General features: G+C 51.3%; 13 protein-coding genes. 5 read left to right on the top strand and 8 right to left on the bottom strand.

Translation table 11 applies throughout. The annotated features are described in order from the left end of the window. Positions 1–71 precede the first annotated feature (71 nt). Positions 72–1,283 (top strand): glycosyltransferase family 2 protein, encoded by a 1,212-nt coding sequence (locus tag CA13_RS19525; protein ID WP_146399462.1) that lies wholly within the window; start codon positions 72–74, stop codon positions 1,281–1,283. Between the two features lie 5 nt (positions 1,284–1,288). Then, positions 1,289–2,341, top strand: coding sequence for a hypothetical protein (locus CA13_RS19520; RefSeq protein ID WP_146399460.1), 1,053 nt, complete (start codon positions 1,289–1,291; stop codon positions 2,339–2,341). An 80-nt stretch (positions 2,342–2,421) separates the two neighbouring features. Here the strand turns inward: CA13_RS19520 and CA13_RS19515 are convergent, their stop codons facing one another. Next, positions 2,422–3,576, bottom strand: a complete 1,155-nt coding sequence (locus CA13_RS19515; protein ID WP_146399458.1) for an AraC family transcriptional regulator — start codon at positions 3,574–3,576, stop codon at positions 2,422–2,424. A 212-nt stretch (positions 3,577–3,788) separates the two neighbouring features. Here CA13_RS19515 and CA13_RS19510 point away from each other — a divergent pair, with 212 nt between their 5' ends. The 3 genes from CA13_RS19510 to CA13_RS19500 all read left to right on the top strand — a co-directional run bounded on the left by CA13_RS19510 (position 3,789) and on the right by CA13_RS19500 (position 6,565). Beyond that, on the top strand, positions 3,789–4,277 hold the full coding sequence (locus CA13_RS19510; RefSeq protein WP_146399456.1) for an RbsD/FucU domain-containing protein: 489 nt from the start codon (positions 3,789–3,791) through the stop codon (positions 4,275–4,277). A gap of 110 nt (positions 4,278–4,387) precedes the next feature. Continuing rightward, on the top strand, positions 4,388–5,431 hold the full coding sequence (locus CA13_RS19505) for an aldo/keto reductase (RefSeq protein ID WP_146399454.1): 1,044 nt from the start codon (positions 4,388–4,390) through the stop codon (positions 5,429–5,431). A gap of 54 nt (positions 5,432–5,485) precedes the next feature. After that, the gene (locus tag CA13_RS19500) at positions 5,486–6,565 is read left to right on the top strand and encodes a zinc-dependent alcohol dehydrogenase family protein (protein WP_146399452.1); all 1,080 of its coding nucleotides are present in this window, start codon (positions 5,486–5,488) and stop codon (positions 6,563–6,565) included. Between the two features lie 233 nt (positions 6,566–6,798). Here the strand turns inward: CA13_RS19500 and CA13_RS19495 are convergent, their stop codons facing one another. The 7 genes from CA13_RS19495 to CA13_RS19465 form a co-directional block, all read right to left on the bottom strand. Further along, complete coding sequence (locus CA13_RS19495; protein WP_146399450.1) at positions 6,799–7,662, bottom strand: DUF1559 domain-containing protein; 864 nt, start codon at positions 7,660–7,662, stop codon at positions 6,799–6,801. Between the two features lie 29 nt (positions 7,663–7,691). Next, entirely contained in the window at positions 7,692–7,994 is a 303-nt protein-coding gene (locus CA13_RS19490; RefSeq protein ID WP_146399448.1) for a hypothetical protein, read from the bottom strand. Positions 7,995–8,125: 131 nt separating this feature from the next. Next, positions 8,126–8,683 carry a pilus assembly FimT family protein gene (locus CA13_RS19485; RefSeq protein WP_146399446.1) on the bottom strand — a complete coding sequence of 186 codons (558 nt, stop codon included), beginning with the start codon at positions 8,681–8,683 and terminating at the stop codon, positions 8,126–8,128. Then, positions 8,680–9,036 carry a hypothetical protein gene (locus CA13_RS19480; RefSeq protein WP_146399444.1) on the bottom strand — a complete coding sequence of 119 codons (357 nt, stop codon included), beginning with the start codon at positions 9,034–9,036 and terminating at the stop codon, positions 8,680–8,682. Before CA13_RS19480 ends, CA13_RS19485 begins: the two co-directional genes overlap by 4 nt. A 35-nt stretch (positions 9,037–9,071) precedes the next feature. Beyond that, entirely contained in the window at positions 9,072–10,106 is a 1,035-nt protein-coding gene (locus CA13_RS19475; protein WP_419194585.1) for a type II secretion system F family protein, read from the bottom strand. Further along, the gene (locus CA13_RS19470; RefSeq protein WP_146399440.1) at positions 10,103–11,077 is read right to left on the bottom strand and encodes a type II secretion system F family protein; all 975 of its coding nucleotides are present in this window, start codon (positions 11,075–11,077) and stop codon (positions 10,103–10,105) included. Before CA13_RS19470 ends, CA13_RS19475 begins: the two co-directional genes overlap by 4 nt. Beyond that, the gene (locus CA13_RS19465) at positions 11,078–12,001 is read right to left on the bottom strand and encodes a type II secretion system F family protein (protein ID WP_146399438.1); all 924 of its coding nucleotides are present in this window, start codon (positions 11,999–12,001) and stop codon (positions 11,078–11,080) included. Positions 12,002–12,100: the final 99 nt, after the last annotated feature.

Below are 12,100 nucleotides of genomic sequence, written 5' to 3'. Positions count from 1 at the left end.
GGCGAGAGCTTTGCGTGAAACTCGTAAAATCGTTGGCCTAGCGGCACGCAAATAACCGAACTAGTGAGAGTATGGATACTCTGTTCACATTCGCGTTCTGGGGATCGGTCCTTTGCCTTGCGTACGCTTACGCGGGCTATCCGATGGTGGTTGCGCTGTTGGCAAAACGGTGTGGCGACGCTGTTGAGTCTGCGCAACGCGAGCGAGAGGATTTGCCGATGATCACGGTTTTGGTCGCAGCATATAACGCCGAGCAGCACCTACCAAAACGCATCGAGAACATCCTGGCGTGCGACTATCCATCGGACCGTCTTCGCATCTTGATTGCGTCGGACGGCAGCACAGACCGGACAGTCGCAATCGTGCACGAGTTCAACGATCGTCGGATTACAGCAATTGATTTCGTTCAACGCCGCGGAAAATCTGCCACGATGGTCGATGCGGTGGAGTCGATCGATAGTCCCGTGATCGTATTCACCGATGTAACGACTCGCTTCGATTCGCAGTCACTGAATCGGTTGGCTCGGCATTTTGCTAATCCCGATATCGGTCTGGTAACTGGCCAAGTCGCCATTGTCGACGAAAACGGTATGCCGAGTGAATCGACGTACTGGAAGATGGAGATGATGGTTCGAAGGTGCGAAGCGAAATTGGGCATCATGCTTGGAACCAGCGGAGCGATCTACGCGATTCGGCGGTCGATGTTCGTCACGCCCACACGTCCGACTATTAATGACGACATGGTGCTGCCGATGCTAGTCCATTTGACTCATCGCTGCCAATTCGTGCTTGACCCGTCTGCGCGAGCCTACGCAACTGGTGGCAAGGACATCCGTGCCGAATTCGATCGACGAAGCCGAATCGGAATCGGAGCGTTTCAGTGCTTGCCCGTAATGCATGAATTGTGGCGATGGAAAAATCGGACAACTTGCGCCGCCTTTGTATCGCACAAACTGCTGCGATGGACCGGACCATTCCTGTTGGCGACGGCGTTCGTTTCCAATGTCCACTTGTTTCCTCACGCTAGTTACAAGTGGCTATTCGCTCTGCAAATATTTGCCTATTCCGCTGCGCTTTATGGCTTCGTTTCATCGCCAGGAACATTCTTCGCACGATTCACGCGAGTCGCATCGTCGTTCGTTGTGATGAACGCTGCGATCGGAATCGGAATTCTCCGATGGATGCGACATCCGGACACGGTGACTTGGAACCCAACATCGCGATCTAGCTGGGACGCCGTCGCTGTGGCCAACGACTCGCAATCGCAGAAACGGGCGGCATAGACGCAATGCGAATCCGAGGTATGAACTTGGCGACGTTCGCCGAAGCATACGCAAGCGGGCGAAGACGTGTGCCGACACCTACGCATGTTTTTCTTTGCGTTGCCGATCACTATGAACCTCAGTGGAATCATGCGAGTGTGGATCAACAACTTGCACGGGTCGATCGATGGATCGACGAATACCCGAACACGGTCGATGGTTGTGCGGACTCGCGTGGCAGACCGCCACAGCATACGTTCTTTTATCCGATCGAATGTTACGATGCTAAGCATCTCGACAAACTCGCGACACTGGTTCGCGCTGGCTATGGGGATGTCGAAATTCATTTGCACCATGACGATGACAATGGCGATTCGCTTCGACAACTGCTTCTCGAATCAATCCAAACGCTACACGACCGACATGGATTATTGAAAAAGGACCCGTCGGGTCAGATTCGCTATGGCTTCATTCATGGCAATTGGGCGCTCGACAACTCGCACCCCGACGGCAAATGGTGTGGCGTCAACAACGAAATCACGATCCTCAGAGAGACTGGCTGTTTCGCCGATTTCACCATGCCCGCCGCGCCGCATTCAGCACAAATTCGAACGATCAACCAAATCTATTATGCGATCGACGACCCCGATTGCCCTAAATCTCATGATACGGGAATCGAGGCAACGACCGGTCGCGACCGGCCTAATGATGGCTTGCTGATGATCCAAGGGCCATTGGTGGTAAAACACGAGCGACCTTGGAGAAAACCCAGTGTCGAAAATGGCAATGTCGCCCGGTCCCAACCGTTGCTGGGCAACCGAGTGGATGATTGGTTACGAGCGAACGTCACTGTCACAGGACATTCGAAATGGCAATTCATCAAACTGCATACACATGGAGGAAAACCAGCGAACGCTGACGTTTGGCTCAGTGAAGAAGCCAAACGATTCCATAATCAACTCAATCGAATCGCTTCCGAACGAGACTTTCGATACTACTACGTCACCGCAAACGAAATGGCAAAGCTCGTCGCACAAGCAGAGCGGGGGATCATGGAACCCGATTGGGACTCTCTATGATGAATCATTCAACCAAAGGTCCTGCCGCTGGGTTACGCCGACTTGGATTGACGCTCAACGCACCTGCGTCAGCGACAGTTTCAACCACGCCCTTGTACTCTTCCTCGATACTGACCGGGAGTAATACCGAACATCTTTCGAAACTGTGCGGCCATGTAAGGCGTATTTCGGAACCCACTGTGAGCGGCAACTGCATCCAGCTTTAAGTCCGTCTCAGCAAGAAATTGTTTGACTCGTTTCAAACGAACTTGACCGATTTCCGCAAGCGGTGAATGACCGACCTGGTCACGAAACCGACGCTCGAGTGTACGACGCGATAGCGGGACATGATCCACGACATCACTGACTTCGATTCCATCGCAGGCATGACGCCGGATATAGGCCAAGGCCGTGGCGATGGCACGATCTTCGATGGCTAACGTGTCGGTCGACCGGCGAGTTTTCACACCGCTAGGCGAAACAATGACGGAACGCGCAACCGATTCGCCTCGCATTAGTTTGTCGAGCATCGCAGCGGCCTCGAATCCAATTTGCTTGGTGTCATGCATCACGCTCGAAAGTGGCGGCTGGCTGACTTCACAGAGCACTTCATCATTGTCGACCCCAATCACCGCAACGTCTTCGGGAACCGAAATCGATAGTTCTTGGCATACATCCAATACGACTCGCGCGATCACGTCATAGCAGCACATCACGCCAATCGGTTTGGGCAAATCAATCATCCAATCGACTAACTTCTTCCGGATTGGTTCCCATGTTTCGATTTTGTGGTTCGGGCCACTCGGCTCAATCACCGAGCAATCAAACCCCGCGTCACCGATACAACGGACAAACTCGTCTCGGCGTCGATCGGACCAAACGTGTCCAGAGATTCCCACGAATCCAAAATGGCGAAAATTTCGTTCGAGTAAATGCTCTGCTGCCAAATTTGAACAAACGACCTCGTCACATCCAACCGCATAAACCCCCGGCGGGTTGTCCTCACCGACACAGACCGTTGGAATCGAACGCTTCAAAATCTCGTGCATCTGGCTTTGCTGGCGAGTGCGAAGGATGATGCCGTCGAAGTGGTCGCTCGACAATCCGCGGGGGATCGGATCATCAAGCCCGCGTTCCTCAAAATACAGTGACCATCGACCGTGTAAATGAGCGTAGCGACTGATACTTTGGAGTAAACCACGCCCGAATGCCTTTGACGTTTCTACGATCAGGGCGACCTTTTTGCTGCTTTTCATAGGGAACACATGGTTCGCATTTGTTGAGTCGTATGTTCACCGAAAGACGAGAAACGACGTAAAACCCGCCAATGCATTGTAATTGGATTGTCGCAAATGTGATAGAAGTTGGCGTAAACGTGAATTGATTGTTTGAACAATTCCTGTAAAAAGGGAAACAGAAGGCGAGCCAATCGCCATGATCCAACACGCTTTATGAATGTGAGCCGACAATGCCCAATGCCGACCCGTCTGTGACATGGAAACAAATGCTGCCGGAGCGACTTGGCCTGCTCGGCCATCGCAATTGGATTGTAATCGCCGACGCGGCCTATCCTTGGCAAACAGCACCCGGGATTGACACTCGGTGTACCGGAGAAGACCAGTTAACCGTGCTACAGGAAACGGTCGACGTGATCGCGAAATCGTCCCACGTTCGACCGATCATTTATCTCGATGGCGAATTGCCTTTGCTAACCGAACAATACGCTCCGGGAATTGATTCTTATCGCAAAGAATTGGACCAATGCCTTCAAGGCAAAAATGTTCATTCGTTGCCGCATGACGATATTATTGCCAAGTTGGACGAGGCGGGAAAAGCGTTTCATGTCTTGTTGCTCAAAACAACAATGACGTTGCCGTACACGTCCGTGTTTATCCAACTCGATTGCGGCTATTGGGGCGAAGAGGCCGAACAAGACCTACGAAGTCGATTCAAATAGCCTCATCACGATAGCCTCTTGTCGCCCAACTCACACAAGAAGTCCATCACAACAAAAATCACTGCGTCCTCTTTCGATACTTTCCCTCCCCCTTCAATAGGTAAATTGCGATGTCATCCACCCCAACTTCCTTTTCAATTGCAGACGACGGCGTCGATCCGGCGGCGGTTCCATTCCATACGTTGCCATCCGGTGACAAGATGCCTTCCCTTGGGTTGGGCACTTTCGGCAGTGACCATGCGGATCACGAATCGGTAGCCGAAGCAGTGGTCGCAGCTGCGTCGGTCGGCTATCGGCACTTCGATTGTGCGGCGGTCTATGGCAATGAAGCTTACATCGGCAAGTCACTGAAACAGATTACCGATGGTGGCGTCAAACGTGAATCGCTATGGATCAATTCAAAGCTATGGAATGACAAGCATGCCGAAGAAGATGTGATTCCGGCATGTAAGCAATCGCTAAAAGATCTGCAACTCGACTACATCGATTTGTATTTTGTTCATTGGCCTTTTCCAAATTTCCATGCTCCAGGTTGCGACATCACCTCTCGCAGTGCCGATGCGAAGCCATATATCCATGAAAGCTTCATGAAGACATGGCGTCAGATGGAAAAGTTGGTTGAGATGGGCTTGGTCCGAAACATAGGCACATCGAACATGACGATCCCGAAGCTAAAGTTAGTCCTTCGTGATGCCAAGATTAAACCGGTCGTGAATGAAATGGAAATCCATCCCCATTTCCAACAACCCGAACTTTTCCAATTCATCGTCGACAACGGGATTGTGCCAGTCGGTTTTTCGCCGATTGGATCGCCCGCTCGCCCCGAGCGAGATCGAACGGCCGACGATACGGTGGATATCGAAGATCCAGTCATCGTCAAAATTGCTGCGGATCATAATATCCATCCTGCAGTCGTCTGTTTGAAATGGGCTGTCCAACGTGGTCAGATTCCGATTCCAATGTCAACCAAACGACGCAATATTTTGGCCAACTTGAAGGCGGTCACCGAAGATCCGTTGAGCGACGCTGAGATGCAAGCGATCGCAGCAATCGACAAAAATTGCCGGCTTATCAAGGGCCAAGTCTTCTTGTGGAAAGCAGACCAAAGCTGGGAAGACCTTTGGGATCTCAATGGCGAGATAACCCCTGCGTAATTCTCTTTTTCTCCTCCCTGTTTTAATCATCCATCCGACAAGGAAATAAACTCTATGTCTTCGATTCCACAAAAAATGACCGGCGTTGTACTACCGGGAAACAGCACAGTTGAATTTCGCGAATACGACGTACCCGAACCGGGGCACGGCCAAGTTCTCTTAAAAATGAAGGCCTCGTCGATTTGCGGAAGTGACATCCGAGCCATTTATCGCGAACATCTTGGCAAAGGCCCTGAAGCTTACCAAGGTGTGATTGCGGGCCATGAGCCAAGCGGCCAAGTTGTCAAAGTTGGTCCGGGATGCCGAGCTAGATCAGTCGGTGACCGTGTGGTGATGTACCACATTTCGGGTTGCGGTGTGTGCGAAGATTGCATGCATGGCTACCAAATCAGTTGCACGAGTGAAGAATATCGCCGCGCATACGGATGGCAACGCGATGGTGGTCACGCAGAATACCTTCTGGCCGACGAAATGGACTGTATCCCGCTTCCGGATGAGCTAAGTTATGTCGACGGAGCGTTTATGGCTTGCGGTTTTGGAACGGCATGGGAATGCTTGGAACGAATGCAAGTATGTGGCAAAGACCGATTGCTAATCACAGGCCTTGGGCCCGTTGGATTAGCCGCTGCTCAGCTTGGGCGTGCACTTGGTGCCTACGAAGTCATTGGTTTGGACTTGGCCGAAGGTCGTTTGAATCTCGCCAAGGAACTCGAATACCAATCAGGCGTTCCACTGGTCGACCATGTGATCAAATCGGATGACTCCGCGATTGACATCATCAAAGATTTGACGGGTGGAAAAGGAGCCGAAGTGACCATCGATTGTTCAGGAGCAGCGCCAGCGCGTTTACTTGCTCTGAAGAGCACTCGGCAATGGGGTCGATGCGGTTTCGTTGGTGAAGGTGGCAAGGTTGAATTCGATGTTTCGCCTTACCTGATTCATGAACAAGTCACCTTGTTCGGATCTTGGGTCACGTCGCGAAAACACTTGTCGGATTTGGCTCAGCTATTAGCGGTGCGTGGTGTTCATCCCGAAGCAACATGCGGTCGTAAATTGCCAATCTCAGAAGCAGCAAAAGCTTACGAGTTGTCGGACCAAGGCCAAGAAGGCAAAGTCTGCATCGTGATGGATTGACGCTTGCTTCCTTGATAAAATGAATTTTGCGACGTACGCTAGGCTTTCATGCCTGGCGTACGGCTTCGGAAAGGCAGTCACAAAAGGCTAGCTAAACAGCGCCACATTGGATTAAAAACGTCGTATTTTTCGATACGATTAGCCGCAGTGCGATATCGCGAGAGTCGGGCGTTGTCTTTACGCAAAAAACCGTGCGCTAGTACACGACAGCCAATCAAAAGCGGGCTGTTCAGTTAGAATTCGACACCCATCATCGCGTGATCGCTGCGGTTTCCTAGATTCCGAAAGAGTTCCGGATCAATATTTTGATCGATAAAGCGAATGGCTCCATCACCGAGCACGAACTGCGCACCGCCTTGATGCTTGCTGCTAAAACTGCCCACGCTTTCAGGATCCGCCTCATCCCAAATGTCCGGCGCGACACTCATTCCAAGTTGAATTTCACCGGTGTTACGAAGCGAGGAACTCGTCCCCGAAGCCCAACCAAGACTTTCTGAATTGGGTAGCATCTCACCGATTAAAATCGTATTGCTACTACCGTCGAAGATATCACCGTACCGCACCTTGCTGTTCAAAAACAAAAGTCCATCATCGTCCTTGTCGACCATCGCTTCGGTACTATTGTGACACCCTGCGTAGTTCGTCAGCCCCGCGGTTTCGGCAGAGTTCATGGAGGCGGGAAATGACGGGCAAAGAAATATCGAAACCGTCTGGGCCCGTGCTGCTGCATTCGCTGGATCGTAGGTCCCTTTGGCGATCTCGAAGTGCTCGGCGATTCCCTGTTGTTCGACATAGCCAAGTAATTGAACGAGAAAGCTAACATGTTGGCCAATCGGCTCGTTTCGGATCGGACCATCGGGGTTGAGGACACCACTTGGTAGGTATTCCCTTGCAAACTCAAAATTGTGAACGGCAATTCCAAGTTGTGCCAAGTTATTTTGACAAGAACAACGTCGCGCGGCTTCGCGAGCTGCCTGGACCGCTGGAAGCAAGAGTCCTACCAACACGCCGATGATCGCGATCACGACGAGCAATTCGACTAGCGTAAACGCGTCATGACGACGATTGAGAAAAATGGTTTGGGATGGGCGTCTCATTTTCAGCTTCTTCCTCTATTTCAGTTGGATTAGGTGCGATCATTTTTGTCTTGCGACAGAGCGACTAGAAATGAATGAGAACGACGCGTTGCATGTGCCAACGAATCATTTCCGCGAATCTCAGCGGTGACATTTATCCGAGTTGCGTTTGCTTCGGAACCTGACTTCATCACCGCGATCTCGATTCGCGATATCCAATTTGGTCCGAGCGATGGTGTTACAATCCATGTTTCCCCGTCGTAGCCAGTGTTGTTTTTCAATTGACTCGATGCACGGGCGATACCGGCGTCCAGAAGCCAACGAGTTTGCTCGAGTTGTCTTTCATGTTGCATTTGTCGTCTTGCTTGAAGGCTCGATTTGACCGATGTCAGAACGATTGCAGTCGCAATTCCCAAGCAAACCAAAACGCAAACGAGAATCGCACCCGAATGTTTTGAGGTCCGTATTAAGTTCGGTCTTTTGTTCATTTCAAATCTTTCACCATCTGTTTAAAACGTCCAAGTTGGGCCTTTACAAACAATGCGGAAGGGGCGGCAGAAGTGTCTTCGAACTGCGACAATTCGGCGGTCTTGCTTCCGAGAAAATATGCTTGTTTTGGCTTGGACGTGATAACCATTCCAACTTCGTCCCCCAGATCCAAGACACTCCATTGAACAAGGTAGTCGGGTGCAAGCCAATACTGTTGGCGGTGTGTCAATCTGTCATTTTTGGCGACTTGGCGCTCCACCGAATCACTGCTTCGGAATCGATAGGTGATGGATTCCGAATCATTCTGCTTCATGACAAGCGTATTCGGTGCAGGCAATTTCGCTGAACTGGCTGAATGAACATCATCTCGAAAATCACGAGCAAGTTGCAGCATACTTTGATGGCACCGGCTTCGATCTCGCATCGTCGACGCATGCTTCATCGCCCCGATGATCCACCCCACGGTGATAGTCATCAAAACAGCCGAAACGCTGATCACAACCATCAATTCGATGAGTGAATACCCATAACGTCCAATTTGACGATCATTCATGGTGCGGTCTCCGCAATCCACGTTGCCATCTCTATTGGCTTGGAAGGGTGTAATTGCGACCACGACAATCGCAAGGTCAAACGGCTTCCTAGTTCGTCTTGCGTCAACTCACCTGACACTTTTGGATTGAACAAAGACAACTTAGCTTCTGCTGAAGGCTCGAACTTTTGCAATTCAGATTGAATTTGCTCAGCGGGCATAAGACTTAATCGGTCAAGTTGATTGGAGAGTTCATTCATCGCGGCACGTTGATGGGCAACATCTTTCCAAACCAAATCGACACGATACATCAGTGTGGTGACAAAACTCATCACCGTGATGAGTAGACCTGCTGCAATTACGACTTCAATCATTGTTGTCGCAGTTCGGCGACAGCGTGTTAACCGATTCATGACAGCCCCCAAATCAAGTCACAAAGTGGCAAGAAGACTGCTATGGCCGTCCATCCGACGACGATCGCCAAAGTCAACGTAAGAAGCAGTGACAGCGTTTCCGTCCAGGCAAACCTTTGACGGTCACGGCGAGATTGCCGCTTGCTTGCAGACCAATCAAGAAGCCAGGCCTGAGTGTCCGGCGATTGAGTGAGCGCAAGTGCCCTCGCTTCACGGGAGCACAGAACCTTTGATTTTGCAAGTGCAGTCCATCCATCAGCGCCTTGTTCGATTCGACTTACGGCTCGCGAAAGCCGCTTGCCCGTATTGCCATGCCTATGTACATGGGATAGTGAGCAGACGATGGTCTCAATCGACTGTCCCGATTCAATCGTACTTGCTAGCAGCGAACGAACCTGCACCGGTGGCGAAGCTGTTTTTTTCCCCAGCGACATCAAACTCCATGTATTCCAAAGCGAACTGGCGAGCACAGGCGAACGAATCAATAACAGTAAGACAACACCCAAGATTGCTAACCCGATGTATGGCGACAGGTGCGCTGCGACAGCGATGAGCAAGACAGTGGGCGCAGGGAGAACAAGCCCGAACTCGTCAAACATCTTTTCAAATGTAGGCATGATGAATAGGAGTAGAAAGGTAATCACCATCAACGCAAAGAAAAAACTTGCTAAGACGCGAAGCATCATTTGGGTCGGGCTTTCGCCATCAACTCCCACCTCCTCCTTGCACCCATGATCCTGATCCAACAACGACTGGTAAGCTTCCGATAGCGTTCCTGATTGATTCGCAAACATGAGTATCGCATCGACCGATGGCGAAACGATACCGGGAAGCCCATGGATCGCATCAACAACGGGCACCCCTTCTGCTATCCGATTTGACAATAGCGAAATCCGATAGCCGTACGCTCCTGAAAATTCTTTGGCCAACGCGGCGACCAGCGGCGCAGGGTCGATATTGCGACGGTAACAGCGAGCCAGCACTCGCAACAGCGATCTTTCCGGTAACGAGATGATTGGCGAGGCTCTCATGACAATCCCGAAATGAGCTGAATTAGCGGACCGAAGATGGCTTTCAATACGATGGCGATTCCCATTCCGACCATGCCCGTCGTGATCAGCGGCAACCAAGTTAACCACCATCGTTCCTTATTCGAAGCGCGTTCCCAATACAACACGGCAGCCTCTCGCAAAAAGACGATCTGATTTTCGCGGTCTATCTGGTTGATCGCTTCATACATAAACGGGTAAGTGACTTTCGGTGGCCCTTCATTGGATAACGCGATGCCCACATTGGATTGGCCCGCGATTTTTTTTGCATCGACTTGCGACAGCCCCGCTTCGAGCAGAAAGGCAACATGCCAAGCCCAGTTTGCCCAAGTGTGCCCCGACATCCGCAATCGACGAACGACGAAATCCATCCAATCAGGCAACCGGCCCTGGCGTTGGTAGTACCGGGTAACCCCAAGCCCCACTATCGCTGCGACGGCTAGCAAGAGAAGCGTGCGGACTCCTTCTTGCCGAACCCATCGTGAAATCCCAATGATCCGCTGCGTTGGTCCATCCGTTGTCAGTCCAAACTCTTGGAATATTTGATCAAATTGAGGGACTAAGTAGATGCAGAACACGATGAAAACGGTGATGCTCATCAACATCAAAACTGAAGGATAAAGCAGCAATCGGACCAACCGTCGGCCACGCAGCGAATGCATATTCATCCGGGAAATACTTTGGCGGACTCCTTGTTCGATCAACTCAGGCGTCACGGAATGTCCGCTGAGCACCTGCGATAACGTTAGACACACCGTCAATGCATCCGAATCGAGGAGTACCTCCGCTGCTGAAATGGGGCGTCTAAATCGCCTGCTCAATCGTCGCAGATTCCGTCGTGACGCCCCCGAAAAATCCACCGATATCGACTCGATCACCGTAGAAATCCGTTCTCGATCACGCAGCACAAGCTCGATGGAGGCCTCTACTTGGGAAAGGGGAATTGGATTCATTTACAAACTCGTTGGCACCGCTAAGTCTCGAATCATCATGACCAGTGGCATGAACAACGCAAGACAATACGCTAGCACTGCCGCGCCTCCCAAGCAAAAGACAAGAATCATAGGAAGAGCAACTTTCATAACGACAAGACGGTCATCCGCCGCTGACTGAAAATTATCGGCAATCGCCCCCAGACTCCCAACTGCCGATTGCTCGGAAAGCCCAACGGTTGAAGATTGAATCATTGTTCGTTGCTTGGTGTTTGCGTCGACGAGGTCCAACGCAATCGAAACAGAGTCCCTGAGCGTTACGCCCTTGAGAAGCATTGCACGCGAAACTTCAGCCGCAGTTGCGGCCAGTAGGAGGTTTCGGAAGCGGCGGCCCCCAACCCAAAAAGCAAGCCAATACGTTCCTCCAAGAAAACGCACTGCTGCGGTCACCACGATCGCGACGAGCATCAATACAAGCAGGAAAGTCAACCAATGCGTTGTCTCGGAAGCTGTATCGACAATCATAGCGGGTGGTAGCTCTAAATCTTGTCGCATCTTCACAAAGCTAGGTGTGACCAGATCGCGAAAAAAACACAAACCAAACGAGCCCAGCGAGAAGAGGATGAGCAAGTAGGTTGCCGATGAGCGAAGCAATTGGGCGAGTTGCCGGTGGCAGTACCCATGGATGCTCAGTCCTTTGAGTACGATCGGCATTGAAGCGGTGGAGTCAAATGCGGCGAGTGCGGCAGCGTACTGAGACGGCAATTTGCTTCGAATACTCGCTGTGGATGGGACAACGTTCTGCAGTTCAGCGAGCTTCGCCGCCGTTGCATTTCCGCTGGGCAACGATGGATCGTGAGCATGCCCAAGCCGGATCGGGACCCCCAGCAAGACAGCTGCTTTCAATGCTTGATGAAAAATCGTTTGGCTACCTTCCTCACTCATCGACACCGCCATAAGCCTATTCTTTCACCGCATCGCCGCACTTTGAATCGCACTCGATTTACGAATCACTCGACATTGATGCAGTTCGAAAACTCTCAC

It is taken from the genome of Novipirellula herctigrandis, assembly GCA_007859835.1.
GTDB lineage: Bacteria > Planctomycetota > Planctomycetia > Pirellulales > Pirellulaceae > Novipirellula_A > Novipirellula_A herctigrandis.
The sequence above is the reverse complement of the archived record's forward strand: the minus strand, read 5'-3'. Positions and strand labels throughout refer to the sequence as shown.

Bases quoted from the DNA above. Each gene is read 5' to 3' on its own strand.
- CA13_RS19500 (WP_146399452.1), top strand. From the start codon at position 5,486: ATGTCTTCGATTCCACAAAAAATGACCGGCGTTGTACTACCGGGAAAC.
- CA13_RS19520 (WP_146399460.1), top strand. From the start codon at position 1,289: ATGCGAATCCGAGGTATGAACTTGGCGACGTTCGCCGAAGCATACGCA.
- CA13_RS19485 (WP_146399446.1), bottom strand. From the start codon at position 8,683: ATGAATGATCGTCAAATTGGACGTTATGGGTATTCACTCATCGAATTG.
- CA13_RS19480 (WP_146399444.1), bottom strand. From the start codon at position 9,036: ATGATTGAAGTCGTAATTGCAGCAGGTCTACTCATCACGGTGATGAGT.
- CA13_RS19475 (WP_419194585.1), bottom strand. From the start codon at position 10,106: ATGAGAGCCTCGCCAATCATCTCGTTACCGGAAAGATCGCTGTTGCGA.
- CA13_RS19525 (WP_146399462.1), top strand. From the start codon at position 72: ATGGATACTCTGTTCACATTCGCGTTCTGGGGATCGGTCCTTTGCCTT.
- CA13_RS19470 (WP_146399440.1), bottom strand. From the start codon at position 11,077: ATGAATCCAATTCCCCTTTCCCAAGTAGAGGCCTCCATCGAGCTTGTG.
- CA13_RS19505 (WP_146399454.1), top strand. From the start codon at position 4,388: ATGTCATCCACCCCAACTTCCTTTTCAATTGCAGACGACGGCGTCGAT.
- CA13_RS19490 (WP_146399448.1), bottom strand. From the start codon at position 7,994: ATGCAACATGAAAGACAACTCGAGCAAACTCGTTGGCTTCTGGACGCC.
- CA13_RS19510 (WP_146399456.1), top strand. From the start codon at position 3,789: ATGCCCAATGCCGACCCGTCTGTGACATGGAAACAAATGCTGCCGGAG.
- CA13_RS19465 (WP_146399438.1), bottom strand. From the start codon at position 12,001: ATGAGTGAGGAAGGTAGCCAAACGATTTTTCATCAAGCATTGAAAGCA.
- CA13_RS19515 (WP_146399458.1), bottom strand. From the start codon at position 3,576: ATGAAAAGCAGCAAAAAGGTCGCCCTGATCGTAGAAACGTCAAAGGCA.
- CA13_RS19495 (WP_146399450.1), bottom strand. From the start codon at position 7,662: ATGAGACGCCCATCCCAAACCATTTTTCTCAATCGTCGTCATGACGCG.